The 26,336-nt window shown below is 65.8% G+C and carries 31 protein-coding genes and 2 tRNA genes; 20 read left to right on the forward strand and 13 right to left on the reverse strand.

Translation table 11 applies throughout. From position 1 onward, the window contains the following. Positions 1–42: 42 nt before the first annotated feature. Positions 43–1,110: a spore photoproduct lyase family protein gene (locus tag MFF01_RS13315; protein WP_238226081.1), complete on the forward strand. Its 1,068-nt coding sequence runs from the start codon at positions 43–45 to the stop codon at positions 1,108–1,110. A 22-nt stretch (positions 1,111–1,132) separates the two neighbouring features. Beyond that, the gene (locus MFF01_RS13320; RefSeq protein ID WP_238226083.1) at positions 1,133–1,597 is read left to right on the forward strand and encodes a nucleoside deaminase; all 465 of its coding nucleotides are present in this window, start codon (positions 1,133–1,135) and stop codon (positions 1,595–1,597) included. A gap of 229 nt (positions 1,598–1,826) precedes the next feature. On the opposite strand, the gene MFF01_RS13325 is transcribed toward MFF01_RS13320, so the two are convergent. The 3 genes from MFF01_RS13325 to MFF01_RS13335 form a co-directional block, all read right to left on the reverse strand. Continuing rightward, complete coding sequence (locus MFF01_RS13325; RefSeq protein WP_238226085.1) at positions 1,827–2,138, reverse strand: ETC complex I subunit; 312 nt, start codon at positions 2,136–2,138, stop codon at positions 1,827–1,829. A 39-nt stretch (positions 2,139–2,177) separates the two neighbouring features. Further along, a tRNA-Pro gene (locus MFF01_RS13330) sits at positions 2,178–2,254 on the reverse strand. A 141-nt stretch (positions 2,255–2,395) separates the two neighbouring features. Further along, entirely contained in the window at positions 2,396–2,629 is a 234-nt protein-coding gene (locus MFF01_RS13335) for a hypothetical protein (RefSeq protein WP_238226086.1), read from the reverse strand. Between the two features lie 200 nt (positions 2,630–2,829). On the opposite strand from MFF01_RS13335, the gene MFF01_RS13340 reads away from it, so the two are divergent. Further along, complete coding sequence (locus MFF01_RS13340) at positions 2,830–3,534, forward strand: glutathione binding-like protein (RefSeq protein ID WP_238226088.1); 705 nt, start codon at positions 2,830–2,832, stop codon at positions 3,532–3,534. 14 nt (positions 3,535–3,548) lie between these two features. Here MFF01_RS13340 and MFF01_RS13345 read toward each other — a convergent pair whose 3' ends face one another. After that, on the reverse strand, positions 3,549–4,418 hold the full coding sequence (locus MFF01_RS13345) for an MBL fold metallo-hydrolase (protein WP_238226090.1): 870 nt from the start codon (positions 4,416–4,418) through the stop codon (positions 3,549–3,551). A gap of 108 nt (positions 4,419–4,526) precedes the next feature. On the opposite strand from MFF01_RS13345, the gene MFF01_RS13350 reads away from it, so the two are divergent. The 5 genes from MFF01_RS13350 (at position 4,527) to MFF01_RS13370 (ending at position 11,179) form a co-directional block, all read left to right on the forward strand. Then, complete coding sequence (locus MFF01_RS13350) at positions 4,527–5,849, forward strand: glycosyltransferase family 4 protein (protein ID WP_238226092.1); 1,323 nt, start codon at positions 4,527–4,529, stop codon at positions 5,847–5,849. A 28-nt stretch (positions 5,850–5,877) separates the two neighbouring features. Then, positions 5,878–6,201 carry a rhodanese-like domain-containing protein gene (locus MFF01_RS13355; RefSeq protein ID WP_238226094.1) on the forward strand — a complete coding sequence of 108 codons (324 nt, stop codon included), beginning with the start codon at positions 5,878–5,880 and terminating at the stop codon, positions 6,199–6,201. 136 nt (positions 6,202–6,337) lie between these two features. Next, a complete protein-coding gene (locus MFF01_RS13360) occupies positions 6,338–7,474 on the forward strand; it encodes an efflux RND transporter periplasmic adaptor subunit (RefSeq protein WP_238226096.1) in 1,137 nt (378 codons plus the stop codon). 226 nt (positions 7,475–7,700) lie between these two features. Continuing rightward, positions 7,701–10,910 (forward strand): efflux RND transporter permease subunit, encoded by a 3,210-nt coding sequence (locus MFF01_RS13365; RefSeq protein WP_238226098.1) that lies wholly within the window; start codon positions 7,701–7,703, stop codon positions 10,908–10,910. Between the two features lie 192 nt (positions 10,911–11,102). Further along, positions 11,103–11,179: transfer RNA gene (locus MFF01_RS13370), tRNA-Pro, on the forward strand. Positions 11,180–11,673: 494 nt separating this feature from the next. Here MFF01_RS13370 and MFF01_RS13375 read toward each other — a convergent pair. The 9 genes from MFF01_RS13375 to MFF01_RS13415 all read right to left on the reverse strand — a co-directional run bounded on the left by MFF01_RS13375 (position 11,674) and on the right by MFF01_RS13415 (position 16,983). Beyond that, positions 11,674–12,018, reverse strand: a complete 345-nt coding sequence (locus MFF01_RS13375) for a hypothetical protein (protein ID WP_238226100.1) — start codon at positions 12,016–12,018, stop codon at positions 11,674–11,676. After that, positions 12,015–12,332, reverse strand: a complete 318-nt coding sequence (locus tag MFF01_RS13380; protein ID WP_238226102.1) for a hypothetical protein — start codon at positions 12,330–12,332, stop codon at positions 12,015–12,017. The genes MFF01_RS13375 and MFF01_RS13380 overlap by 4 nt, the downstream gene beginning before the upstream one ends. Next, a complete protein-coding gene (locus MFF01_RS13385) occupies positions 12,329–13,411 on the reverse strand; it encodes a tyrosine-type recombinase/integrase (RefSeq protein WP_238226104.1) in 1,083 nt (360 codons plus the stop codon). The genes MFF01_RS13380 and MFF01_RS13385 overlap by 4 nt, the downstream gene beginning before the upstream one ends. Continuing rightward, positions 13,398–13,682: a hypothetical protein gene (locus tag MFF01_RS13390; protein WP_238226105.1), complete on the reverse strand. Its 285-nt coding sequence runs from the start codon at positions 13,680–13,682 to the stop codon at positions 13,398–13,400. Before MFF01_RS13390 ends, MFF01_RS13385 begins: the two co-directional genes overlap by 14 nt. Then, complete coding sequence (locus MFF01_RS13395; RefSeq protein WP_238226106.1) at positions 13,669–14,181, reverse strand: hypothetical protein; 513 nt, start codon at positions 14,179–14,181, stop codon at positions 13,669–13,671. The genes MFF01_RS13390 and MFF01_RS13395 overlap by 14 nt, the downstream gene beginning before the upstream one ends. Beyond that, on the reverse strand, positions 14,178–14,411 hold the full coding sequence (locus MFF01_RS13400) for a hypothetical protein (RefSeq protein WP_238226108.1): 234 nt from the start codon (positions 14,409–14,411) through the stop codon (positions 14,178–14,180). The genes MFF01_RS13395 and MFF01_RS13400 overlap by 4 nt, the downstream gene beginning before the upstream one ends. Continuing rightward, on the reverse strand, positions 14,408–15,574 hold the full coding sequence (locus MFF01_RS13405) for a DNA polymerase III subunit beta (protein WP_238226110.1): 1,167 nt from the start codon (positions 15,572–15,574) through the stop codon (positions 14,408–14,410). The genes MFF01_RS13400 and MFF01_RS13405 overlap by 4 nt, the downstream gene beginning before the upstream one ends. 28 nt (positions 15,575–15,602) lie before the next feature. Then, complete coding sequence (locus tag MFF01_RS13410; RefSeq protein WP_238226112.1) at positions 15,603–16,187, reverse strand: HD domain-containing protein; 585 nt, start codon at positions 16,185–16,187, stop codon at positions 15,603–15,605. 100 nt (positions 16,188–16,287) lie between these two features. Next, on the reverse strand, positions 16,288–16,983 hold the full coding sequence (locus MFF01_RS13415; protein WP_238226114.1) for a LexA family transcriptional regulator: 696 nt from the start codon (positions 16,981–16,983) through the stop codon (positions 16,288–16,290). A gap of 266 nt (positions 16,984–17,249) precedes the next feature. Between MFF01_RS13415 and MFF01_RS13420 the strand changes: the two genes are divergently transcribed. The 12 genes from MFF01_RS13420 to MFF01_RS13475 all read left to right on the forward strand — a co-directional run bounded on the left by MFF01_RS13420 (position 17,250) and on the right by MFF01_RS13475 (position 26,280). Beyond that, on the forward strand, positions 17,250–17,636 hold the full coding sequence (locus tag MFF01_RS13420; RefSeq protein WP_238226115.1) for a helix-turn-helix domain-containing protein: 387 nt from the start codon (positions 17,250–17,252) through the stop codon (positions 17,634–17,636). An 11-nt stretch (positions 17,637–17,647) separates the two neighbouring features. Further along, positions 17,648–18,412, forward strand: a complete 765-nt coding sequence (locus MFF01_RS13425; protein ID WP_238226117.1) for an ATP-binding protein — start codon at positions 17,648–17,650, stop codon at positions 18,410–18,412. 52 nt (positions 18,413–18,464) lie between these two features. Continuing rightward, positions 18,465–18,995 (forward strand): DUF669 domain-containing protein, encoded by a 531-nt coding sequence (locus tag MFF01_RS13430; protein ID WP_238226119.1) that lies wholly within the window; start codon positions 18,465–18,467, stop codon positions 18,993–18,995. Between the two features lie 69 nt (positions 18,996–19,064). Further along, on the forward strand, positions 19,065–19,295 hold the full coding sequence (locus tag MFF01_RS13435; RefSeq protein ID WP_238226121.1) for a hypothetical protein: 231 nt from the start codon (positions 19,065–19,067) through the stop codon (positions 19,293–19,295). 101 nt (positions 19,296–19,396) lie between these two features. Next, a complete protein-coding gene (locus MFF01_RS13440; protein ID WP_238226123.1) occupies positions 19,397–20,401 on the forward strand; it encodes a PD-(D/E)XK nuclease family protein in 1,005 nt (334 codons plus the stop codon). Then, on the forward strand, positions 20,401–20,640 hold the full coding sequence (locus tag MFF01_RS13445) for a hypothetical protein (RefSeq protein WP_238226124.1): 240 nt from the start codon (positions 20,401–20,403) through the stop codon (positions 20,638–20,640). Before MFF01_RS13440 ends, MFF01_RS13445 begins: the two co-directional genes overlap by 1 nt. Beyond that, positions 20,637–21,251 (forward strand): MT-A70 family methyltransferase, encoded by a 615-nt coding sequence (locus MFF01_RS13450; RefSeq protein ID WP_238226126.1) that lies wholly within the window; start codon positions 20,637–20,639, stop codon positions 21,249–21,251. The genes MFF01_RS13445 and MFF01_RS13450 overlap by 4 nt, the downstream gene beginning before the upstream one ends. A gap of 1 nt (position 21,252) precedes the next feature. Next, the gene (locus MFF01_RS13455) at positions 21,253–21,576 is read left to right on the forward strand and encodes a hypothetical protein (RefSeq protein WP_238226127.1); all 324 of its coding nucleotides are present in this window, start codon (positions 21,253–21,255) and stop codon (positions 21,574–21,576) included. Then, a complete protein-coding gene (locus MFF01_RS13460; protein WP_238226129.1) occupies positions 21,576–23,207 on the forward strand; it encodes a DEAD/DEAH box helicase in 1,632 nt (543 codons plus the stop codon). Before MFF01_RS13455 ends, MFF01_RS13460 begins: the two co-directional genes overlap by 1 nt. After that, a complete protein-coding gene (locus MFF01_RS13465; RefSeq protein ID WP_238226131.1) occupies positions 23,204–23,440 on the forward strand; it encodes a hypothetical protein in 237 nt (78 codons plus the stop codon). The genes MFF01_RS13460 and MFF01_RS13465 overlap by 4 nt, the downstream gene beginning before the upstream one ends. A gap of 7 nt (positions 23,441–23,447) precedes the next feature. Further along, positions 23,448–23,804, forward strand: a complete 357-nt coding sequence (locus tag MFF01_RS13470) for a DUF6511 domain-containing protein (RefSeq protein ID WP_238226133.1) — start codon at positions 23,448–23,450, stop codon at positions 23,802–23,804. After that, on the forward strand, positions 23,788–26,280 hold the full coding sequence (locus MFF01_RS13475) for a bifunctional DNA primase/polymerase (protein ID WP_238226134.1): 2,493 nt from the start codon (positions 23,788–23,790) through the stop codon (positions 26,278–26,280). Before MFF01_RS13470 ends, MFF01_RS13475 begins: the two co-directional genes overlap by 17 nt. Positions 26,281–26,336 lie beyond the last annotated feature (56 nt).

Consider the following 26,336-nt stretch of genomic DNA (forward strand, 5'->3'; position numbering starts at 1 on the left):
GCCGTCCCTCGCCGCCGTCCGCCGGAGTCCCATGTCGTCGACATGGGACTTTCGCGCGACCTTATCGACATCCGGACGATCTACCACGAGCCGGCGGTGGCCGGATTTCCCCGGGGCCGCGCGATTCTCGAGCGCTTTCCCGACGCGCATCGGATCGAAGTGCCTTCGCACTGGGCCATCCCCGAACTGCACGGGAATGCCGGCTCGGTGGAGGATTGGGTGCGGATCAAGCGTTCGACCCTGGTGCTCGGCGTGAAGAAGGGGCTCGCGATGCGGCCCAACGGGCGCAGCGCCCACTTCATCGCGCCCTCCACCTCCAACGGCTGCGCCATGGCCTGCGCGTATTGCTACGTGCCGCGCCGCAAGGGCTTCGCCAACCCGATCTCGCTGTTCGTCAACGTCGAGGCCGTCTGCGCCGCCATCCGCCGGCACGCGGAGAAACAGGGTCCCCTCCAAGAGCCGGACAGCGTCGATCCGACCCTCTGGGTCTACGACCTCGGCGAGAACGGCGATCTCTCCGTCGATGCCGCGATCTCCGACACCGTGCGGGATCTCGTGGGCCTGTTCCGAACCCTTCCCAACGCCAAGGCGTCCTTCGCCACCAAGGCGGTGAACCGCGACCTCCTCGCCTACGATCCGCAGGAGAAGACCCGGATCCGGTTCTCCCTCATGCCCGAGCGAATCGCCCGGATCGTCGACGTGCGCACGAGCCCGATCGCCGAGCGGATCGCGGCCATCGACGACTTCGTGGCCGCCGGCTACGAGGTCCACCTGAACTTCTCGCCGGTCATCCTGTACGAGGGCTGGGAGGCGGACTGGGCCGAGCTGTTCACGGCCATCGATGACGGCATCGGCGCGGCGGCGCGGGCTCAGGTCAAGGCCGAGGTCATCATGCTCACCCACAATGCCGACCTGCACGCGGTCAACCTCGGCTGGCATCCGAAAGCCGAGGCCCTGCTCTGGCGCCCCGACATTCAGGAGGCGAAGGTCTCGCAGGGGGGTGGCGCCAACCTACGTTACCGCACGGGCTGGAAGGGCCGCTGGCTCGCCCGCTTCACCGCGCTCCTCGCCGAGCGGATGCCCTACTGCACGGTCCGCTACGCGTTCTAACGTTTTTCTCGGAGGCAGTCCCATGACCCACGACGCCCATCTGCGCGATGCCGTCGCCCTCGCGCACGCCAACGTCCTCTCCGGCGGGCGGCCATACGGTGCCGTGATCGTCCGCGACGGCGAGGTGCTCGCGCGGGCGGTCAACCGCACGGCGGAGACGCACGACGCCACGGATCACGCCGAGATGGTGGCGATCCGCGAGGCGAGCCGTCTTCTCGGATCGGCCAAGCTCGACGGATGCGTCGTCTATGCGAGCGGGCGCCCCTGCCCCATGTGCCACGCCGCCATGCGGCTCTCCGGCATCCGCGAGGCTTACTTCGCCTACAGCGCCGAGGAGGCCGAGACCTACGGGCTGCTCAGTGCCGGCATCTATGCCGAACTCTGCCGACCCCTGGACGAGCAGCCGATGCGGGTGTCGCATCGCCCGGTCGCGGCGGAAGCGCATCCCTACGAGGCGTGGCGTGCCCGCGAGTCGGACGGGAAATAGGCGATTGGCTCGGCCGCGATCCGACGCTAGCCTCAGGTCATAATCGAGAACGACCGATGACCGAGAACGACCTGCGCGAATCGCGCGCCGCCCTAATCCTGCTCGCCGTGGCCGTCGCGTCGGTGCTAATCTTCGGGGCGGTGACCATCCTGGTCCAACTCTGACGCCCGAGCGAGCCGACAAAGCATCGTTCTGTCCGAAAGCCGGAGGCCACCTTCGGAAGGACGCCCTAATGGGTCCAGGGCGCCGTACGGTTGAACTTGAAATTGTCCGAGTAGGACAGGCCCTTGCGCGGAACCGGCTTTTGCGGCTCCTCGACCCGGAATGACAGGCCAGCGCGGGCCGCGTACGCGATGGCCTCGTCGCGGGTCTCGAACTCCAGGCGCACCTGCTGCAGCGTGTCCGAGGACCCGGTCCAACCCATGAGCGGGTCGATCTCGCGCGGGGTGCTCTGATCGAACTCGAGGACCCAGACCTTGGTGCGGGCGATTCCCGACTGCGACGCGTCCTTGGCGGGCTGATAGATGCGGACGCTCGACATCGGACGATTCCCAACGGTCACGGATCTGTGCGCGAGAAATGGTCGGGGCGATAGGATTCGAACCTACGACCCTCTGGTCCCAAACCAGATGCGCTACCAGACTGCGCTACACCCCGACGCGTTCTCGACGCCCTCGGCTCATAGGAGCTTTGGAGGATTCGGGCAAGGACGGAAGCGCTCACAGGGCCTCGCGAAACGCCCGGTCGCGTCGCGTTCGGGTCTTGCTCCGAGCACAGCCGGCGTTCTGTAAGCGAGACTCAGACGAGAATGTCGAGGACGCGCTTTTCCGTGTCGAGGGACGAGCGCAGCACGGCGGCATTCAAGGACACGTCGTTCTTGTTGGCGATGAGTTCCAGCGCCATGCTCGACAGGCTGACCTGCGTCGGCGAAGGCAGGCTCGTGCCGTAAACGACGACGTCCTTGGCGGTTTCGGCGAATTGCTGCGCGGCCAGGGCCATCCCGCCACTGCTGATCGACACCGCACTGATCATAGTCCATCTCCTTATCGGTTATGGACAGCAGAGCATGCCGACTCTTAAGCGAAGGGCGCGCGAATACATTGCATTCGATCGATCCCTCGTCGCAACCGCATGAGCCCGCTTGAACCCGGCCCGCGCCGGTCCCACCTCGGCCTGCGACGCCGCCAGGACCGTACGCACCGGACGGCGCATCAAAGCCGAGGAACTGCCCGATGATCGACCTCTATTACTGGCCCACGCCGAACGGCCACAAGGTGACGCTGTTCCTCGAAGAGACCGGACTGCCCTACACGATCAAGCCGGTGAACATCGGCACGGGCGACCAGTTCAAGCCCGACTTCCTGGCCATCGCCCCCAACAATCGCATGCCGGCCATCGTCGATCACGCGCCGGAGGGCGGCGGCGAACCGGTCTCCCTTTTCGAATCCGGCGCGATCCTGCTCTACCTCGCGGAGAAGACCGGCCGCTTCATCGCCCCTGACCTGCGCGGCCGCGCCGAGATCCTGCAATGGCTGTTCTGGCAGATGGGCGGCCTCGGGCCGATGCTCGGCCAGAACCACCACTTCTCGCAATACGCGCCCGAGAAGATCCCCTACGCCATCGACCGCTACGTGAACGAGACCAACCGGCTCTACGGCGTCCTCGACCGGCGCCTCGCGGACCGGGCCTTCGTGGCGGGCCCGGACTATTCCATCGCCGACATGGCGGCCTATCCCTGGATCGTGCCCTACGAGAAGCAGGGTCAGACCCTCGAGGACTTCCCCCACCTGAAGCGGTGGTTCACGGCCATCGCCGAACGTCCGGCGACGAAGGCCGCCTATGCCCGCGCGCCGGAGGTCAATCCCGATCACGGCAAGACCATGAGCGAGGACGCCAAGAAGGTGATGTTCGGCCAGACCGCGAAGGGACGGGCCTGAAGAGCGCGACGCAGTCAGCGCCTCAGGGAATCCAGCGGCACCGGGGCGGCATGCGGGCGGTTCGCCAGCATGCCGTCGATGAGGGCCAGCACCTCGCGTCGACCACAATTCGCGGCCGGCTCGAACGGCGTCCAGGTCTGGGTGAAGTCGAGGGCGGCGAACACGTCGCGGTAGCGCCGCAACTCGTTCGTCGTCAGCGGCACCCCGCGCACGAACGCCTTGTGGGCCGAGATCGTCACCGCGCGCCGGAAATCGTTCGGATCGAGCTCGAATTTCAGGGCGTCGCCGCAGAACAGGATTTTCCGCGAGCGGTCGAACAGCACGGCGTGACCGTCGAAATGGCCGGCGGTGCGGTGAAGCTCCAACCCGGGCAGGGGCTCGAGAAAATCGTCGTAGGGCCACGAGACCTGCAACGCCGCGCTCCAGACGAAATCGGCCGCCGGCAGGCAGAGCTCCGGGTCGAACCGGTCCTGCAGCTGCACCAGGGCGCCGTAGGCATGGGGGTGCGAGGACGACAGCATCTGCATGCCGCCGAGTGCCGCGATGTGCCGGAGTGCCGCTTCGCTGAAGACCGGGCAGGCCTCGAAGCCCATGTTTCCGGCCGGCGTCTGGATCAGATAGGCGCTCGGGCCGATGCCGGAGACGGGGTCGTTCCAGAACCGCCACACGCCGGGCTCCAGCTCTTCCCAGTGACAGGGGAAGCGCGCCTGGGCCTCGGCCTCCGTCCAGAACTGCCAGCCGTCCTGCGGCACCACGTGCCGCGCGTCGAGGCACATGGGGCACGACGGCGGCGCCGTGAAATGGCGTTGCCAGAAGCCACAATTGTCGCACGTATAGGCAGGCAGGGCGAGAGCGCCCGCGAAAGGCAGATAACCGGGTGACACGGACGTTGCTCGGGTTGGGCCGGATGGCGTTGCGGGATCGCGCCAAGCATATAGGCGGGATCGCGACCGGTTCGATACGGTGGCGCGCCCGAACGCAGCCGGAGAATCATGCCCGTCCCCTCGATCGCCTTCGATCTCACCCGTCTCATCACGCGGCTGCGCCACGCCAGCCCGAGCGGGATCGACCGGGTCGACCTCGCCTATGCCCGCCATGTCCTGGGGCAGACCGGCGCGCGCTTCGGCGTCGTCTCGACGGCCCTCGGCCCGAAGGTGCTCGAACGGGATGAAGCTCGCGCCATCGTCGAGGCGGTGGCGGCGGGCTGGATCGAGGATCGCGCGGCGGAAGACGATCCGGTCTATCGCCACCTCGCCGCCAGCCTCGGGTCGCCGGTGCGGGACATCCCCGGGCGGGATGCCTCCGCCCCGGCGTCGCGACGTCAGGCCGCCGCCGCGCGCCGCCGCCTGCAACTGCGTACCGCCGCGACGGTTCTGCGCGCCAGAAGCTCCGACCGCCTGCCGCGCGGGACGGTCTACCTCCACACGTCACACCTGCGCCTCGACCGGCCGGAGCGCTTCGACTGGCTCTACGGCCGGCGCGACATCCGTCCGGTGTTCTTCGTCCACGACCTCATTCCCATCGCCTATCCCGAATACGGCCGGCCGGGCGAGGCCGAGCGGCACGCCGTCCGCATGGGCACCATCGCGGCCCATGCGGACCACGTCGTCGTGAACTCGGCGGACGTGGCAGCCCACTTCTCGGGGTATCTTGGCGCGCGCGGCCTGCCGGCGAAGCCCACGACGGTGGCCTGGCTCGGCGTCGAGCCCGTGTTCCAACGTGGGTCCGGCGCACCGAGCCTGGTGCCGGACCGCCCGACCTTTGTGACCTGCGGCACCATCGAGCCGCGCAAGAACCATCTCGGCCTGCTCAACCTCTGGCGCGACCTCGCCCAAAGCCATGGGCCGGCGACGCCGCGCCTCGTCCTCGTCGGGCGGCGCGGCTGGGAGGCGGAAAACATCGTCGATATGCTGGAGCGCTGCCCGGCCGTGCGGGCCCACGTGATCGAGGTCGGCGGCCTGTCGAGCCACGGCCTCGCGCGCCTGCTCCAGGGTGCCACCGCCCTGCTGATGCCCTCCTTCGCGGAAGGCTACGGGCTGCCCGTGGTGGAAGCCGCCGCCTGCGGCCTCCCCGTCGTCGCGTCCGACATCGCCGTCCACCGCGAGATCGGCGGGGGCTTCGCCCACCTGCTCGATCCCCTCGACGGTTCGGGCTGGCGCGAATCCGTCGAGGCCCTGAGCGCCGCAAATTCCTCCCTGGGAGCCGATCTCCGCCACAGCCTCGACGGCTACGCCCCCCCGGACTGGACGGCGCATTTCGCGATCGTCGATGCCCTGCTGGCCGACCGCGTTGCGGCCCTCCCGCTACGCGCCTAGACAGGAACGGACATATGAGGACGGTTCAATGAACGTGGTCGATCTGGACCGGGACACGGTCAAGGCGGGGCTCGCCGCGGGGACAATCCTGCTCATCGACGTGCGGGAGCCGCACGAATACGCCAGTGGACATATCCCCGGTTCGGTGACCCACCCCCTGTCGACCTTCGATCCCGAAGCCATCGCCGCCCTCGTGTCCGAGGGTGGACGACGGCCGGTCTTCTCCTGTGCCGCCGGGGTGCGGTCCGTCCATGCCCTGGCCGCTGCGCAACGGGCTGGGCTCGGCATCGACGCGCACTATGTCGGCGGCTTCAAGGATTGGTACGCCGCCGGCGAAACGATCGCGCGCTAGGAGCGCGACGCCCGGTTTCCTCACCTCCGTGATGCCAAGTCTCGATGCGTTCATCTTCATCGAGCAGAGCATGTGCGTCAGCGCACGACACGGCTGAGGACGGACGTTTAGCTCGCAAGGCATAGGGATTATCGATATGCGCAGGCGCCTGCTCTTCCGTTTTCTTCCGGCTCTCGGCCTCGCACTGGCGGGACTGCCGGCCCTCGCGCAGGCGCCGGGCGGGCCACCCCCGAAGGTGACGACGGCCAAGCCCGTGGTGCGCGAGATCGTCGAGACCGACACCTACACAGGGCGGTTCGACCCCGTGGAGATCGTCGACGTGCGAGCCCGCGTCACGGGCTACCTCGAGAAGGTGAACTTCCAGGACGGTGCCACGGTGAAGAAGGGCGACCTGCTCTTCGTCATCGACCGGCGTCCCTACAAGGCCGCCCTCGATCAGGCGCAGGCCGCCCTGGTCTCGGCCAAGGCCCGGCTGAACTTCTCGCAGACCGACCTCGACCGCGCCCAGACACTGAGCAAGTCGGGCAACATCTCCGAACAGGTGACGGACCAGCGCCGCCAGGCGTCACAGACCGCCCAGGCCGACGTCGACAGCGCTGACGCGCAGCTGCGCCAGGCTCAGCTCAACTACGACTTCACCGAGGTGAAGGCGCCGATCTCCGGCCGTATCAGCCGGCGTCTCGTCACCGAAGGCAATATCGTCATCACCGACCAGACCCAGCTGACCACCATCGTGTCGCTCGACCCAATTTACTTCGGCTTCACCGTCGATGAACGCTCGTTCCTGAAGTACCAGGCCACCCTCGGCATCGGCATGGGCCAGACCCAGCGCGGCAAGGGCGTCCCGATCCAGATCGCCCTCACGGGCGACGAGAAGCCGACCCGTAAGGGCGTCCTCGACTTCGTGGACAACCGCGTCGACAACGCCACCGGAACGGTCCTCCTGCGCGCCACCGTCGAGAACCCGGACGGCTTCATCAAGCCCGGCCTGTTCGGCATCGTCTCCCTGCCGGCGACGAAGCCCTACCAGGGCGTCCTCCTGCCGGACGATGCCATCGCGGCCAATCAGGACAAGCGCGTCGTCTACATCGTGGCCGATGACGGTGCGGTGGCCTCGCGCGAGGTCAAGCTCGGACCGAAGGTCGACGGCTACCGCGTGATCCGCGATGGGTTGAAGGGCGATGAGAACGTCGTGGTCAACGGCCTGTCCCGCGTCCGCCCGGGCGCGAAGGTCGCAGCCGAATCGACGACGCTGCCGCCGAGCAAGACCTGACGGGAGTCGGGACCGCGCACCGGCCCCGCCCGGTCGAGCGACCCCGACCCCAAGCGTTCATGGTGCGCCAAGCTCGGGGCGGACCCGAGACGGCGCCCGGCGGATCGCCGGTCGTCAACGATATTGAACGTGCCCTCGGATCACCGGCGATCCGGGGGCACGACCGCCGACGAAGAGACGGTCCCGTCCGGGTCGCACGATCCCGGAGCGGCGAAAGGTTCATCCGATGCGTTTTGCCCACTTCTTCGTCGATCGGCCGATCTTCGCGTCCGTGACGTCGATCATCTTCCTGATTCTCGGCTACGTGTCGTACGAATCCCTGCCCGTCTCGCAGTACCCTGAGATCGTGCCGCCCACCGTGGTCGTGCGCGCCTCCTATCCGGGCGCCAATGCCGAGACCGTGGCGGCCACCATCGCGACGCCCATCGAGCAGGAGGTGAACGGCGTCGACAACATGCTCTACATGACGTCGTTGTCGACCAACGACGGCAACATGCAGCTCACCGTCACGTTCAAGGTCGGCACCAACCTCGATATCGCGAACGTTCTGGTGCAGAACCGTCTCTCGGTCGCCCAGCCGCGCCTGCCGCCCGACGTGCGCAACCTCGGCGTCACCGTCCGCAAGGCCTCGCCCGACCTCATGCTCGTCGTGCACGTGCTGTCGCCGGACAACACCTACGACCAGAACTACCTGTCGAACTATATCTACCTGCGTATCCGCGATGAGCTGCTGCGCCTCGACGGTGTCGGCGACATCACGGTGTTCGGCGGCAGCGAGTACGCCCTGCGCATCTGGCTCGATCCCAACAAGCTCGCCGCCTACGGCCTCTCCACCACGGACGTCCTGACCGCCCTTCAGGAGCAGAACGTACAGGTCGCGTCCGGAGCACTCGGCGCGCCGCCGGCCCCGGCCTCGAACGCCTTCCAGCTCGTGGTGCAGTCGCAGGGCCGGTTCCAGACGCCCGAGGAGTTCACGGAGGTCATCGTCAAGGCGGCCGACGGGCGCCTCGTGCGGATCAAGGACATCGCCCGCACGGAGATGGGCCAGAAGGACTACACCACGCAGTCCTTCCTCAATTCGACCCCGGCGGTGGGCGTCGGCGTGTTCCAGCGGCCCGGTACCAACGCCCTCGAGGCGGCGTCCCAGGTGCGCCAGACCATGGACACCATCGCCAAGAACTTCCCGCCGGGCGTCGAGTACAAGATCGCCTACAACCCGACGGAGTTCATCGAGGAATCGGTCCACGAGGTCTATAAGACCCTGTTCGAGGCCGTCGTCCTCGTGGTCATCGTGGTGCTGGTGTTCCTCCAGAGCTGGCGCACGGCCCTGATCCCGGTGATCGCGATTCCCGTCTCGCTCATCGGCACCTTCGCCGCCATGGCGGCCTTCGGCTTCTCGGTGAACAACCTCACCCTGTTCGGCCTCGTGCTGGCCATCGGCATCGTGGTCGACGATGCCATCGTGGTGGTGGAGAACGTCGAGCGCAACATGGCCGAAGGGCTTTCGCCCGGCGACGCCGCGCACAAGACCATGGACGAGGTCGGCGGCGCGGTGGTGGCCATCGCCCTCGTGCTGTCGGCGGTGTTCATCCCCACCGCCTTCATCCCAGGCATCTCGGGGCAGTTCTACAAGCAGTTCGCCTTGACCATCGCGGCGTCGACCATCATCTCGATGTTCAATTCGCTGACCCTGTCGCCAGCCCTCTGCAAGCTGCTCCTCAAGCCCCACCACGAGAAGAAGAAGCCGCGTTTCTTCGTTGCGCGCTTCATCGCCTGGTGCGCCCACCTGTTCAACCGCGGCTTCGACGCCCTGTCCAACGGCTACGCCCGCGTCATTCAATTCCTCACCGGGCGTGTGATCGGCCTCATCGGCATGCTCATCGTCTACGGCTGCGTCCTCGCCGGCACCCTGCACCTCGTCAGCACCGTGCCGACAGGCTTCATCCCGCAGCAGGACCAGGGCTATCTCATCGGCGTCGTCCAATTGCCCGCCGGCTCCGCCCTGGAGCGGACCACGAAGGTTGTGCGGCACGCCGCCGAGCTGGCCCGCAAGGTCGACGGTGTGGCCAACGCCGTCATCATCTCGGGCTTCGACGGCGCTACCTTCACCAACACCACTAACGGCGCGGTGATGTTCCTCACCCTCAAGGGGGCGAAGGAACGGGCCGCGACGGGACGCACCGCCGCCGCCATCACGGGCGACGTGTTCAAGGCGACCGCCGGGATTCAGGAGGCCCGCGTCCTGTTCATCCCGCCGCCCCCGGTGCGCGGTCTCGGCAACGGCGGCGGCTTCAAGATGCAGATCGAGAGCCGCCAGAGCTCGGCCATCGCCCCCCTGCTCGCGGCCGCCAACGAGGTGCTGGGCCAAGCCAACCAGAGCAAGGAAGTGCAGCGCGTCTTCACCACCTTCGGCAACGACACGCCGCAATTGTTCATCGACATCGACCGGACCATGGCACGGATGCTGAACGTGCCGCTGCCCAGCGTGTTCGCCACGCTGCAATCCAACCTCGGCGGCGCCTACGTCAACGACTTCAACGCCTTCGGCCGCATCTATCAGGTCCGGATGCAGGCCGACGCGCCGTTCCGCCTCGAGAAGCGAGACATCGAGCAGTTGAAGGTGCGCTCATCCACGGGCGCTCTGGTGCCCATGGGGACCCTCGCCTCGATCCGCGAGATCAGCGGTCCGCAGATCGTCCAGCGCTTCAACCTGTTTTACTCGGTGCCGATCCAGGGCGATGCCAAGCCCGGCATCTCCACCGGACAGGCCCTCGACGCCATGGAGAAGATCGCCCAGTCCCTCCCGGAAGGGTATTCCTACGACTGGACGGAGATCGCCTTCCAGCAGAAGGCCACGGGCAACACCGCCGTGTACGTGTTCGCTCTCGGCGTGCTCCTCGTGTTCCTCGTGCTCGCCGCCCAGTACGAATCCTGGGCCCTGCCACTGGCCATCATCCTCGTGGTCCCCACCGGCGTACTCGCGGCCCTCGCGGCGGTGCAGTTCCGGGGGCAGGACAACAACATCCTGACCCAGATCGGACTCATCGTTCTCGTGGGACTGGCTGCCAAGAACGCCATCCTCATCGTCGAGTTCGCCCACCAGCTCGAGGAGACGGAACGCAAGGGACCGGTGGCCGCCGCCGTCGAGGCCTGCCGCCTGCGCCTGCGCCCGATCCTGATGACGGCCTTCGCCTTCATCCTCGGCACCGTACCCCTGGTGATCGCCACGGGTCCGGGCGCCGAGATGCGCCAGGCGCTCGGCACCGCCGTGTGCTTCGGGATGATCGGCGCGACCCTGTTCGGCCTGTTCCTCACCCCGGTCTTCTACGTGGTGATCCGCAACGGGCTGATCTGGCTCGCGAAGAAGCGGGGCAAGAACCCCCACGACACCACGCCCGACAAGCACGATCCCCACGCCACCCCGTCGCACGCTTGAGGATTCATGCTCCGGACACCAAGAGCCGGTGTTCGGAGCCACCTTAGGGGTTGCGTCCCGCAAGGCGGAAAGCTAAGACGCCTCCACCCCGCCAAGGGGTGTCGTACCGCTCTCCCGGTCGATCGCACCTCCCCCAGGGATGCGAAGTTCGGGGACGAAGAGCGGGACCGACGGACTTCGGTACGGACCTGACGGAGTATAGCGCAGCCCGGTAGCGCACCTGTCTGGGGGACAGGGGGTCGCAGGTTCAAGTCCTGCTACTCCGACCAATTCTTCAGTCTAACCCACTGAAATCGTTGACGAAGCGAAACGGGGCCGAAAGGCCCCGTTTCCGCGTTTCCGACCCGTTTCCGCCCCCGAGAAACGCCCTCCGAAGCAAGCCGGGGGTCCCTGCCCTTTATGATCGAGCCTGATTGTATCCGTTGCATAATCCGGCGCTCCGGTTGTGGAGCGTGAAACTTTTCCTATGGCGTTCGTGTTCTCGTTCTGTTCTATTAAGTGCGTCGAATGCGGGGGCGGTCAGATTGTCGCGGTTTGTATCGTATGAAGTCGAGCTTGCCGAAGCCCTGGAAGAGGGCGCGGCCGGGGATGGGATCAGCCTCGGGCCGACCGACGCCCTGCTCGCGGCTCAGGCGCTTCGCCTGCTCGGGCACCTGAAATGGCGAGTCGGCGACCGGCGCCGGCTGAAAGCCCTACGGTCGCGCGCCGTGGCGGCGATCCCTCGCCCGATCGAGAGCGGCGCGAGGCCGTTTTGACGGCGCGGTCAGCGTTGGGTGGCGGGAAGCCAAAGCGTCACGGCCTCGGGCCGTCGGTCGCTCGCGAAGAGATGGACGGCGGCGCGCCAGTACCCGAGGGGGAAGCACTCGATCTCATTCACGGCCGATTCGAGCACGACGGGCTCGCCGTCGAGATGCACGGCGATCAGGTTCCGAGTGGCCTCGCCGAGGCCGAGCGCGGCTCGCACGCGCTCGGGATAGATCGGGTCACGCACGCTCAGAAGCTCGCCGCGGTCGCGCACGTAGAAGCCCGGCTTCAGGCGCATCCGCGCGCCATCGACGAGCCGCGGATCGACCTGAAGGTCTTCGCCCTCGATCACGATGCCGGTCATCGCTTCAGCCCCGCATCGGGGTCGGCGTTCTCCCAAATCTCGTCTGGGCGCGGCGGCCGAGACTGCTCAGGCGGGACCGTGTTGCGGATCACGATCCGCACCCGGTCGCGCCGGGCCTCCCACTCGGCTTCGGTTTCGTCGGGCTCCATGATCGCGCCGATCATCTCGGCGGCGACCGGCTCGGTCGCGGCGAGTTCGGCCGCGGCGAGAATGAAGGCGCAAAGGTCGGCGTTCGCCGTCTCGATCGCGGCGCGGTCACGGAAGGCCGCGAGGATATCACGACCGGCCTGAGCGGCTTTGTCTGTCGGCCTCATGCGACTTTCATCCTCTTTTCAAGCTTCTCAATAGCAGAACGCGCGAGCATCTTTGTTCTGCTCAAGTATCTCTCAAGTATCTTCGTGACGCTGCTCAGGGTGTGACCTGTAATCGACGCGATCTCGGGTACCGTGCAACCGGCTTCGGCGAGCATCGTCACGGCCGTCCCGCGAAGGTCGTGAAAGTGGAGATCGGGCGGCGCCGTCCCCTTCTCGCCGGGCTTCAGCCGCGGGAAGGCGAGGTCGAAGGCGCGGTCCCACGCCGTCGAGAAGGCCGTGCGAACCCACGGCTTGCCGACCGAGTTCACGAGCACGAAGTCGCGCCCTGGCGCGCCCTCGGGAAGCTCGGAAGATGCTTTGCGAAGGCCGTCGAGGGTTTCGCGCAGGGCGGCCGTGCATGGGATATAGACCTCGGCGCCGGTCTTCGATTGCTTCAGCGATATCGCCTCGCCGTCATACGCCGTCCAGCGCAAGGCCAGAAGGTCGCCTTGACGTTGCCCGGTGTGGAGGGCGAGCGTCAGCACGACCCGAAGATGCTCGTGCGCCTTCGCGTTGAACGCCTCGACGTGCTCGGGGAGCCAAAGCTTGTCGGAACGGTCGCCGTCATACACGCGCCGGAAGGTCGCGAGCGGATTGACCGAGACGTGCTCGCGATCGAGCCCGAACGAAAGAACCTTCGCGAGCCGAGCGAGCTTCGCGTCGGCCGCCCGCGGATGTCGCTCGGCGAGTTCGTCGCGCCATTCGAGGAAGACCGCACGGGCGCCGCGCTCTTCGATGTCCTTCAGCGGGAGCGTTCCGAACTCGGCCTCGACCGCCCTGAGATTGAAGAGTTCGTTTTCCTTCGTCTTGTCGCTCAGGCCGCGCCAGTCGTCCGACGCTTGATAAGCTCGGATCAGCCATGAAAGTGTCTTTACGTCCGACCGTGCCTCTTCGAACTGGCGCGTCGCGCTATCGAATGCGATCTTAAAGGCGAGCGAGTCGGGATCATCGGGGAGGCGAAGCATCGTCGCCCGATGATAATAGAGGATCGAAACAGACCCGTCCGGCCGTTTCTTTCGGATCGGCTTAACGCCTTTCATTTTTTGCCGCCTTACGCTTTTCAACCCACGAAGCGAGGCCGCTCGCCTTCACTTCCTGTCCAGACTTAATATCAGCGACGCCGGAAAGTCTATCGAGGGCGATGTCGAGGGCGACCTTATCCCATCGACGAGTCCCTTTCATCGCTCGCGGAAGCTTTCCGGTCTTCACCCATTCGTCGAAACCCTTCTCGGTCAGGCCACAATACTGAGCGGCGACGGCCTTCGCGAGGATACGGGGCGGGAACGGAAGAACGGCTTCAGTGGACGGCATGGCTTGCGGCCTCGAAGAACGTCGCCTGATCGGGATGGATGACGGGCCGGGCACGACGGCGCGGCGCGGGCTCGACGGACCTCTCGGGCGTCCTGGCGCTCTCGGCCGCGTGCGGGCCGGAACCGAAGCGTCCGTGAATGCCGGTGACGACCTCGACGAGGGCCTGAATCGTTTGCGGCATCGTGAGATCGAGGCGGGCGGCCACGTCCCGAAGTTCGTTCTCGACCTCGGCCGGAAGAACCTTCGAGCGCGGGACCGGCACGAAGTCCCAGCCGAGGAAGCCGAGCACGGCTTCGATCGAGTCGAGGTTCGGGCGGTTCTTATGGCGCCACGCCTTGATCGTCGGGCGGTTCACCCCCGAGCCGGCCTCGACGTTATCGTAAGTCTGACCGAGCCGGCGCATCTCGGCGAAGACGAGCTTGACGTGCGGGCCGACGCGATCGGGGATCGTGATCGTGGAAGGGCGAAGCTTCTTCGGCTCAGGATGGCGGCGGCTCACGACTCGGCCCCTTTAGCGTCGATCGGCGGCGGATAGATGGCGGCGAGGTCAGAAAGGTTCGCGGAACCCGACTCGATCGCCTCGACTGTGATCGGTGGAAGCTCATGAGTGGCGAGTATTCGCCCGCCGTAGGCCCGACCGTCAGGGCCGGGGAGGCTGTCGAAGACAACGGACCGGCGCGGCTCGCGGGAGCCCTGGCGCCACATGAACCACGCCTTGCGGACGCTCATGCGGAAAGCCTCCGCACGAGGTCGCCAGCGACGCGCATCGGCATCAGCACACCGAGGGTGTCGGGCTCGTCGTCAGCCGACACGAGGATCGCCGCGCCGCGCTCGCCGAACGACAAGGCGACACGCTCGACGCCGTAGGCGTTCAACATCAGCTTCAGATAGAGCGACGACACGCCGAAGGGCGTGATCTCGCCCTCGATCGTCGCATCGACCTGATCGAAGCCCTCGCCGCCGGCCTCGGAAGCCGCCACGATCAAGCCGTCGGTTCCGGCACCGCATTCCAGCTTGTGCCCCTGATCCTTCGTCGAGAAGGATTCGAGCAGCGTCACGACCGAAAGCCCGCGAGCCCGGTTCATGATGGCGCGCGTCGGCGAGGGGGCCGGGATGATCCGCTGATAATCGGGATAGGTCGCGTCGATCAGCTTCGAGATCAAACGGGCGTGCCCGTCTTCGAGCGCGATCACGCGATCGGTCACACGGATGCGGACCTTCTCGGCGCCCTTGAAGAGGCGCAGGGCGGCGGCGACGGTCTCGAAGCTCAGAAGAACCCCGGCTTGCCCGCCGCGCACGGGCATGGCCTCGGCGCCCTCGGGAAGGGCAACGGCCGTCACGATGCAAATGTGGCCGTTCGTCCCCACGGCGGCGAGGCTCGGGGTCCCGCGCCAGTCGCGCGCATGAAGGAAGACGCACGCGATCGTCGTCGCGGTGTTATTCACCTTCGCAGACTCATACGTGCGGGCGAAGAGCCGGGTCAGTTCGCCGCCGGTCAGGTCGAAGACGGCGGCGCCGTCGGCCTTGAAGTCGAGCGCCGGCCAAAGATCGAGCGGAAGGGTCGCGAGCTTCAGGCGGGTTCGGCCCGGCGACGCCTTCAGAACAACGTCGGCGCCTTCGAGCGAGAGCGAGATCGAAGCGTCGGGCGGGAGGCGTCCGACGATTTGGGTCAGCTTCTCGGCGCTCACGGTCGCGGCGCCCTCGGCCTCGACGGCGGCCTCGGCAAAAGCCTCGGCTTGCATCTCGAAGTCGGTCGTCGATACGCGAAGCACGCCGGCCTTCGCGACGAGGCGCGCGTGCCCGATGATCGGGACCGGGGAGTTCTTAGCGGCGGCCGAGCCGCCCTTCGCCATGAGGTCCGCGAGGGCCTTGCGGGAGATCGTGAGCTTCATTGTCGGGCTCGTGCTCGGTCGTGAGGGTTCAGGCGGCGCGAGCGCGGGGAGCGCCGAGCAGGATTCCGCAGTCGGCGAGGGCGTCGGCGTACATCAGGAACGCGGCCTTCTGATCGACCGGGATGATCCGGCGAGGCGACGCGGGGAGCGGGAGGTTCCAGGCGTTCGGCGAAAGCATGATTTCGCGCTGCTCGGTCGCGAGCGCGATCAGGTCAGCCCGGCGCACCATAGCCTCGACCTCGGGGGTCGGGAGCGCGATGCCGGCCGCCTGATAGATGGCGACGCGGAAGGCGCCCTCGATCCGCTTGAAGGCGGCGCGGAACTCGGGGCAAATCAGGGACAGGGCGAGCTTCAGTGGGCTCGTGAGGTCGCCGGTCGCGTACTCGGGAGCGTCGTGAAGAAGGCCGTGAACGCGATGCTCTTCGGGCAGGAAGTTCGCGACGATGCACGAGTGTTGCGCGACCGTGTACGGCGCCCGGCTATGGCCGTTGAAGCGCGCGATGCGCGAGAGCGAGATCGCGATATCGTCGAAGCTGATGTCCTCGACGCGGGGTTCGATCAGATCGACGAGGGCGCCGCCGTAGGTTTCGAATTGAGTGAGTGTGGCTTGCACGTCCGTCGCTCCCAATTGGAATGCAACGGACCGTAAACCCTTATATCCGTCGGGTCAACGGATATGACGGATCGGGGCGTCCCTCGATCCGATCACTTTGTCAGAAGTTCTCGACGCTTCCGACGACGCGATGCACACCTTCAATCTCAGCACGCGGGATTTCACGGGTTTGACCGTCCGCAAGGCGCGAGATCACCGTCGTCTCGCCGAGCGACACGACACGGCAGATCGTGGCGCGACCATCCTTCATGCGTACAACCGCAAAGCCGCCGCGGGAAACCGAGCGATTCGGATGCGCGAATATCTGCTCGCCGGCATAGTACCGCGGCGCATAGCTGTCGTCGGGGACGACAATGCCATACGTGACGCCGGGGCCAAGCATTCGCGAGGCGGTGAAGACAGTCTCGACCTTCGAGTTCTCGTCGATCTTGAAGAATCCGTCAGCGTCAGGGAATCCGGCATTGTATATCGGGATCGCGAAGTCGGCCGTCGAGGATGATGTCGCCTCGGGCTCGCTCTGAACTAGCTTCAAATGCGGCCGAGCTTTATCGAGAGTTCCGAGTAAATATCCGACATCGCAGTCGAGAACTTCGGCCAATTGCGCAAGCCGATGGGGAACGGGACGCTTAGACTTTCCGGTCAAAAGATCGTTTACGTAGGACAGTCCGAGACCGGCCTTTCTACTTGCGTCGTTTGCCGAAAGCCCCGTCTTCGTGAGGCGTTCTCTTATTCTTTCGCGCGTCAGATCAAGCGACGACATTGCGTCTACCTCTGGCGCAAGCGCGCTCGCCAACATTCTGCGATCCCCTTTTTCGCTTCGTCACCCTATACGATCCGTTAAATCCGAAACTTGTCAACGGGTTCCGTCGCCCTATCCATGGAACCGTCCGGGGAATATCCGTTTTATCCGTCATATCCGTTGACTTCCCTTGGGTGCGGCGGTTACAAGCTGTCAACGGCGCTGACCGATCGGCGGCCCAAACAACCGATTAAGTCGGGCGTGTGCATCGGTCAAGGTCGAACGCCCTTTCGTCATACGAAAATGTCCTGCGCGGTAAACAGATGCACGCGGCAACCTTTAATAGCGAAGAGGCCGGGGCGATTATCGCCCGTCTCCGCACCGAGAATGAAGAGCTTCGCGCTTCTCTCGTGGAGCCCGCTGTAACTGCGCCGCGCGATTGGGGGCTTACTGCCTTCGAAGACAAGCTCTTCAGGATGCTCTTGAAGTCCGAGGTCGTGTCAAAGCCGTCAATGATGGCCGTTCTTTACGGTGACATCGACGATCGTCCCGCTCCGAAGCTGATGGACGTTTTCGTTCATCGCATCCGCAAGAAAACCCGCCCCTTCTCTGTGGAAATCCGCACGATCCTCGGCGCCGGCTACGCGCTGACCGACCGGGACGCTTGGCGGAAAGCCCTGAAGATCGGGTCGGGCGAGACGCAGCACTAGAGGATTCACGAGTGGCCCTGTCCCTTTCCAACCTGAAGAAGCTCAAAAACACGTCCTCGCCGATCGCCCTCTTCTACGGCGTTCCGGGCGTCGGAAAGACCTCCCTCGCCGCCGAGTTCCCTGGCGCCGTGTGGATTCAGTTCGACGGCGAGCAAGCCCCGACGGGCGTCGATCTCGACGGTTGGTCGGGCGTCAAGACGTTCGAAGAGGTCATGTCGGCGATCTCGGCGCTCTACACGGAAGAGCACGAGTTTCAGACCCTCGTGATCGACTCGCTCTCGGAACTCGAGTCCTCGATTTGGGCCGAGGCGTGCAAGCGCAAGGGCTGGGCCTCGATCGAGGACCCCGGCTTCGGCAAGGGCTACGTCGAGGCCGAGAACATTTGGAAGGAAGTCCTCGAAGGCGTCGGCGCCCTTCGGAAGGATCGCGGGATGACTGTGATCCTGCTCGGTCACACCGAGATCAAGCGGTTCGACTCCCCGACGACCGATCCTTATTCGCGCTACCGGATCAATCTCCACGCTCGCGCCGCCGACCTGATCGAGGCTTCGACGGACCTGATCGCCTTCCTGAACTATCGGGTCAGCCTGAAGAAGGTCGAAGCCGGGTTCAATAAGACCGTGACCCACGGCGAGGGCGGCGGAACCCGCGTGATCTACGTCGAAGAGCGTCCCGGCTTCATCGCGAAGAACCGTTACAACATGCCTTCCGAGCTTCCTTACAAGCGCGGCGACGGCTTCAAGGCTCTCGACAAGTTCTTCCGACCCGCCGCGTAAGCGGGCCTCCCCTCTTCACCTTTCCTTCAACCGTAAAGCGAGAATTGAGACCATGGCCGATCTTGGGATGGACTTCAACGCCGACGAAGTTGCCCCGTCTTCGGGCTTCGAGCCGATGCCCGTCGGCGACTACGAGGTTCAGATCGTCGAGGCCGATGTCGCCCCGGCGAAGTCGGGCAAGGGCACCGTGCTCAGCTACAAGGCCGAGGTCATCAGCCCCGCCGAGTTCACCGGCCGCACCGTCTTCGAGCGGCTGAATATCCGTCACGACAACCCGGTCGCTCAGAAGATCGGCCAAGAGCAGCTTTCGGCCCTGTGCCGCGCGACGGGCGTGCGTCAGGTCACGAATACCGATCAGCTTCTCTATCAACCGTTTTGGGCGAACCTCGGCGTCGAAAACTACAAGGCGAGCAACGGCGACGACCGGAGCCGCAACATCGTGAAGAAGTATCACTTCGAGGAAGACACGGCTCCCCCGGTGGACAAGCCGGCCCCGACGCCCCCGGCCGCTCAGAACGCGAACCGCCCCGGCGCCCCCGCCGCTGGCGCCCGCCCCGGCCTGCCCTGGAAGAAGCCGGCCTGACCTTTCCTCGGCCGGGGTCATGAGCCCCGGCCTCCCCTGCCCCCGCACCCCCCTTCGAAAGCCGATCACATGAACATCTTCAAGGGCGAGCCCGAGCTTGCCGAAATTCTCGGGACCTTCGGCAAGACGGTCGAGCGCCTTCGCACCTTCTCGACGCGCAAGCGTGAGAAGGTCGAGACCCTGAAGCGCGAGATCGAGGCGCGCACGGTCGAAGTCGGCGACTCCGAGGCGAGTATCGCTCAGGCCGACGCCGCCGCCGAGCGGATCGCCGCGATCATCGGCGCCCCGCTCGCCGCCTAAGCGACGCCTTCGCCGGGCGGGAGGTCAAACCCGGCACCCCCTTTGAAACCTGACTCCCCCTCACGCGCCTACGTCGGCGCGAACGCCCGAGGCTTGCCGCGATGGCACTGATCCCGCCCCCTCAATCTCACACGGTCGATGCGATCTATGCCGCCTATGCGGCGACGCGCGCCCGGTCCTGGGAAGGGCTCGGCATCTCGATCTCAGACCTCGGAAACGAGTGCGACCGCGCCGTCTGGTACGCGCTCCGCTGGGCGGCCCCGCAAGAGGTCATCACCGGCCTGAAGGCGATCACCTTCGAGACCGGCGAGATCGAGGAAGAGCGCCTTTTGAACTCGCTCCGCATGATCGGTTGCGAGGTCGAGGCCGTCGATCCCTTCACGGGCAAGCAAGTCCGCGTCTCGGCCGTCTTCGGCTTCGTCCGCGGCAAGATCGACGGCAAGGTTCTCGGCCTCCCCGAGGCCCCGAAGACCTGGCACGTCGTCGAGTGCAAGTCGGCGGGCGACAAGTATTATAAGGCCGTCGCGAAGGCTCAGTCCGTTCGCGAAGGATACTTCTCGCATTGGGTTCAGCTTAACACCTACCTTCATCTTCTCGGTTTCGAGCGCGGTCTTTATATGCTGCGCAATAAGAACACGGGCGAGATTTATTGCGAGCGAGTCGAGACGGATCACGACGCCGCGATCCGTATGCTCGCAAACGCCGAGCGGATCGTCGCGATGCACGAGCCCCCGGCGAAGCTCCACACGAACCCGAAGGCAAAGACCGCCTTCAAGTGCGGCTTCTGTCGCTTCAAGGGCATTTGCCACGAGGGCGCCTTCCCGCGCGTCAACTGCCGCACCTGTCTTCATGCAACCGCCGAGCGGCTGGAAAACGCGACGATCTCGTGCGCCCGGTGGGTCAAGCCGCTGACCCCCGACGAGCAGCGCGAGGGGTGCGGCGCACATCTCTATCTGCCGGCGCTCGTGCCCGGCGAACTGCTCGACGCCGACGAAGACGCCGAGACGGTCACGTACAAGCTGAAGGACGGCTCGACGTGGGTCGATGGCTCGGGCAAGCCGCGGGTCGCCGACGAGGCTGTCGTGCTCGAAGACGTGGCCGCCTGATGTCGGTCCCGTTCCTCGACGCCCGCCTCGATCAATGCCGCTTCCCGGTCGCCGGGGAGCGCCTGAGCCTGCTCGTGTGCGGCAACCCAGTCTCGGTCGCCGTGAAGCCCTACTGCGCCGCCTGCCACGCCCTGGCGTATCAGCCCGCCCGCGAGGCTCGCCCCGTCCGGTGCGAGTACGTGCGCGCCGTGAAGGTCGTCGAGGATCGCACGCCCGACGCCTTCGAGGCGATGTCGTGAGCGCCGGCTTCCCCGTCATCATGGCCGACCCGGCTTGGCAGTTCGTCACGCGCTCGTCGAAGGGCAAAGGCCGTTCGCCCGAGCAGCATTACGATTGCATGACGCTCGACGAGATCAAGGCGCTCCCGGTCGCAAGCATCGCGGCCGACGATGCGGTTCTTCTACTTTGGGCGATCGACCCTCTTCTCGAAGAAGCTTTCAAGGTCGGGCGCGCGTGGGGGTTCACGCCGAAGACGGTCGGGTTCTATTGGACTAAGACCGGCCGCGGTCATCGTCAGCATGTCGGCATGGGTTATTGGACCCGCGCCAACCCCGAGCAATGCCTTCTCATGACCCGCGGGAAGCCGAAGCGCGTGAACGCCGACGTTCAGCGTTGGATTTCGGCGCCCCGCGGCAAGCATTCCGAGAAGCCGCACGGGATTTACAGCCGCGTCGAACGCCTCGTCGCCGGCCCCTACGTCGAGCTTTTCGCCCGCTACGCGCGCCCCGGCTGGAGTCAGTGGGGAAATCAGGTCGGCAAGCTCGGCGGGACCCCGAGCCTCGTCGATCTCCCCGGATACCCGGCGCGCGCCGCCGCCCCCGTCAACGCCCCCTTATTCGAGGCCGCCTGACATGCTGACGCTTTCCGAGAGCCCTCCCGGCGCCCTGGCGCCCCCGCCGCCGGCACTCGGCGCGACCGTGACGGTCGCCGCCGAGATCGCCGCCCTGGCGACCTATGTCGTCTCGGTCGGTGAGATCGACGGCATGACGCTTCGGGCCTTGCTGCTCGATCTCGGTCTCGTCGCGAAGGTCCCCTTCGACCCCGAGGCTCACGGCCGCGGCGCCGACGAAGACCTGATCCCCGGCGACTCCTTCCTCGCCTACTCGACGGCGATGCGGGACGCGATCGACCTCGGCCGCCCGCATCTCCGCGGCTGGAACGGGAGGCTCAATTAATGGCCCTCACGCTTCGCCCCTATCAAGAAGCGGCTTGCACGTCCCTCTTCGCCTATTGGGCCGCGAACCCCGAGTCGAACCCGCTGCTCGTGATCCCAACCGGCGGCGGCAAGTCGCTGATCCTGGCGACGCTGATGCGCCAGTTCATCGACATCGAGCCGACGACGCGCATCGTCCAGATCACGCACGTCAAGGAACTGATCGAGCAGAATTACAAGGAACTGATCGGCATGTGGCCCTGGGCGCCCGCCGGCATCTTCTCGGCCTCGCTACGCCGTCGCGAGGCGTCATCTCAGATCCTCTTCGCCGGTATTCAGACGGTCTATAATAAGACGGCGAAGATCGGTCACGTCGATTTGCTGATGGTCGATGAAGCTCACCTGATCCCGCCCGACGCGAAGACGATGTACGGCAAGTTCATCGCTGCCCTGAAGGCGATCAATCCGAACATGCTGATCCTCGGCCTGACGGCGACGCCGTATCGGCTCGACTCCGGCCGCCTCGACGAGGGCGACGACAAGCTCTTCGACTCGGTCGCCTATGAGATCACGATCCGCGACCTGATCGAGATGGGCTATCTCGTGCCTCTGATCTCGAAGGCGACCGCGAGCACGATCAGCGTCAAGGGCGTCTCGCGCTCAGGCGGCGAGTTCAACGCGAAGCAACTTCAGCTTGTCGTCGATGATCTTGAGAAGACGAAGGCGGCCGTCGATGAAATCGTGAGCTACGGCCACGACCGGCGCTCTTGGCTTTGCTTCTGCTCGGGCGTTCAGCACGCACACGACGTTGCGGCAGAGATCAGAAGCCGCGGCTTCACATGCGAGACGGTTCACGGCGATCTCACGTCGGGCGAGCGCGACCGGATCATCCGCGACTTCAAGGCCGGAAAGTTCAAAGCTCTGACGAACGCCAACGTTCTGACGACGGGCTTTAACGACCCGAGGATCGACCTTCTCGCGATGCTACGGCCGACCCTTTCAACCTCGCTCTATGTCCAAATGGTCGGCCGCGGCACCCGTTGCATTGGCCCCGACATCGAGTCCTCGATCCGCAACGGGAAGGCCGATTGCCTCGTGCTCGACTTCGCCGGCAACGTGCGCCGTCACGGCCCGGTCGATGCCGTCGAGGTGAAGAAGCCCGGCAAGGGCGAGGGCGACGCGCCCGTGAAGGAATGCCCGTCGTGCCACTCGCTGATCTTGGCCGGTCTTCGCGAGTGCCCCGATTGCGGCCACGAGTTCGAACGGAACGTCGATGAAAAGCTAACCGCGACGGCCGCCGCGGTCCCGATCATCTCGAAGTCAACGGCGCAGTTCGTCGAGGTCACGGAACGCACGTTCTTCCGGCACGACAAGCCGGGTGGGAAGCCGAGCGTGCGCGTCGAGTACCTTTGCGGCCTCGTCGTTCACAAGGAATGGATTTGCCCCGAGCATGACGGGTTCGCCCGTGATCGGTTCGCGAAGTTCTGGCGCGATCACGGCGGCGCCGAGCCGACCCCGCCGACGATCGACGCGACCCTCGATCGGGTCGGCGAGCTTCGCGAGACGGCCGAGGTCCGAATCCGCGCCTCGGGCCGGTATTGGGAGGTCTGCGGTCGCAAGCTCGCCGCGCGCGAGATGGGGGTCGCGGCGTGAGCAAGCCGACGTTCCTTTCCCGCCTGCGCCGAAACGATACCTTCATCGCCGTGAGCGCGTTCCTGACCGAACGCGGCCTCGACTTCGAGGTCGGCTTCGGCGGGAAGCACCCCTTCGTCTTCGTGAAGGCGCCCGAGCCCTTCCGGTTCGCCTTCGGCGGCACCCCCGGCGACTACCGCTCGGCCCTCAATACCGTGCGCGACCTGAAGCGCCGCCTCGATCGCGCGAATTAAGGCCGCCATGCTGATCCACAAGTTCGATGTCGAGCCCGTGTGCTGCGCCGTTTGCCGGCGCGCGGCGGTCGGCTTCGGTTACGCCCCAAGACAAGGCAAACCCGTTGCTTGGCTTTGCGACGAACCCGACTGCCTCACACTCGGAAAGACGGTCTTTCACATGCCGCGGAAGCACCTTTCACAGTATGAAGCCTTCTCGCTTCATGAGGCCGGTCAAGAGGCCGGCGCCTACTTGGAGTCGATCGACAAGTTCAACCTTGCCGACCTGACCGAGGAAGAGTGGATTCACTTCCTCAAGATCGTCCTGAACGCCTTCGGCGAAAACATGCGCTCCCGGTTGTTGTCACATGCCGCACCCTTCTGATCTCTCCCCCTTCGCCGAAGCCGGCCCGGCGCTGATCGCACGCGGTTATTCCGCCCTGCCGATCGCGCCCGGCGACAAGGCCCCCGGCGCCTTCATCGGCGGCGAGTGGCGCATGATGCGTGGTTGGTCGAAGTTCTGCGGAGTCCTGCCTCCCGCATTCCAGGTTAAGACGTGGACAGCATGGCCGAACGCGGGCGTTGGCGTCGCGTGCGGCAACGGTCTCGTGCTCGTCGATATCGACCTTGAAGAAGCTGTCGGCCACGTCATGGCCGCCCTTCCGCCGACCTTCGTCGCGAAGAAGGGCGCCAAGGGCCTGACCCTGGCGTTCCGCGGCAATACGGCGAAGATCAGGTCGCGCGCCTTCAAGATCGACAAGGTGGGCGCCGTCGATCTCCTATCGGACGGCAAGCAATCTGTGCTCCCGCCCTCGATCCATCCGCGGACGGGCCGCCCCTACGTGTGGATGACCGAGCGCACCTTGCTCGACACGCCGCTCGCCGAGCTTCCCGAGGTCCCCGACAACGTGGCCGACCTGATCGCCGAGGCCCTGAAGCCGCTCGGGTACGCCCCCGAGGCAACCTTCGAGTTCGGCGGCGAGATCAAGGAATCCGTCTCGCAATCGACCGACTTCTTCCGCCGCCTGAACGAAGACGCCCTGGCGAACCTCGACGCATGGGTTCCGAAGCTTAACCTCTATCGCTCGATCCGTCAGTCGGGCGGCGGCTGGCGCGCGGTCCCGCACTGGCGCCCGTCCAGCAAGGGCAACTCGCCTCAGAAGCGGGCGCTTAACCTGAGCTTCGACCCGCGGGGGATCAAAGACTTCGGCGACGGGGATAAGACCTACACACCCCTCAACGTCGTGATGGCGGCGTGCGACCTCGGCGACGACCTCGACACGGCCGCGAAGTGGCTCGGCGAGTGGATCGGCTATGACTTCGGCGGGATCATCGACATCGTTGCCGGCCCCTCGTCGCCTAGCGAGCGCGCCAAGGCAGCCCGAGCCGCCGCCGCGGCACTTCCCGCGCCCGTCGTGCCCGCGGCCGTTCTGGCGGCTTCTGAGCCCGCGCCCGAGGCCGTCTCGCCCCCACGTCCGACCCCGGCCGTCCCGCTCGGCAACATCGCCGCGGCACTGGCGGGCCTTCCCTATGAGCCCGAGGCCGCGATCCCGAGCGCGACGGTCGATCGGAAGCTCGAACGCTACCGTCGGCTCGAAGAGCTTTCGCACGCGCCCGGCCTCGTCGGTCAAATGGTCGATTGGATCACGGAAAGCGCGCCGAAGCCCTCGCGCGTCCTGGCGCTCGGCGCCGCCCTCGCGGCGATCGGCACGATGTCGGGCCGGCACTACAAGACGCCGACGAACCTTCGCACGAACGTTTATATCATCAATCTCGCGGGCTCGACCTACGGCAAGGATCACGCCCGCAAGTGCCTGAACTACCTCTTCGAGCGCCACGGTATGGGGAAACACGTCGGCGGCTCGAAGATCATGTCGGGCTCGGCGCTCCGCAAGCAAATGGAGCAACAGCCCGCGACCCTCTACATGCTCGACGAATATGCGGGAATGATGCGCGACATCTCTGACCGTCGGTCAGGGCCTCACGTCATGATGATCCGCGACTTCATGCTCGAATACTACGGGTCTTCGGCGGGCGTGTTCCGTGGCGCCGATTATGCCGGCGAGAAGGGTCAGGTTCAGTACGCGCCGAACCTTTGCATCTATGCGACCTCGACGCCGGAAGACTTTTGGGCGAGCGTCGGATCGAAGCTCGTGACCGACGGCTTCCTCGGCCGCAATATCATCATGACCGTTGACGGCCCGCGCCCGCGGACTTCTGAGCCGAAGCGCGAGATCGAGGACATTCCGCGCTCGATCATCGACACGTTTCACAAGATCATGGAGCAGCGCGGCGGCAACCTGTCGGGCATGACGAACGACGGCTCGACGGAAGTCGCCACCCTGGCGATCGGCTTCGCCCCAGCGACGAAGAAGATGATCTTCACCCGCATCGCCGAGATCGAGGACGAAAGCGACCTCGGCCCGCCCGAGTTCTCGTCGATCTATGGCCGTATCGCCGAGAACGCTCAGAAGCTCGCCTGTATCCTCGCCGTCGGCGTTGACCCCGATGCCCCGTTCCTGACCCCCGAAATGCTCGATTGGGGCTTCGAGGTCGCGCGCATCTCGGCCGAGTCCGCGATGGACGAGATGCGGACCCGCCTCGCGGACTCCGACTTCCAGCGGCAATATCAGGAAGTGAAGCGTTTCGTCGCCGACGCCGGCTCGGTCGGCCTGAGCCGCACGGCCCTGACGAAGCGGATCAATGGGAAGTTCGCGCCCCGCGTCTTCGAAGACATTATGAAGATGCTCGACGAGTCGGGGGACGTGAAGATTCAGATGACGCAAAACCCGAGGGGCGGCCCGCTCGCTGCTCGGTACGTCTATCTCGGTCAGGAACAGGCGATGCTCCGTCTCGGCTGAAGCGACCCAATCGAGCCGGCACCCGATCGAGGGTGCCGGTATGCCGGATGCATGAA

Origin of the sequence: Methylobacterium adhaesivum, assembly GCF_022179065.1 — a bacterium.
GTDB classification, from domain to species: Bacteria; Pseudomonadota; Alphaproteobacteria; order Rhizobiales; family Beijerinckiaceae; genus Methylobacterium; species Methylobacterium adhaesivum.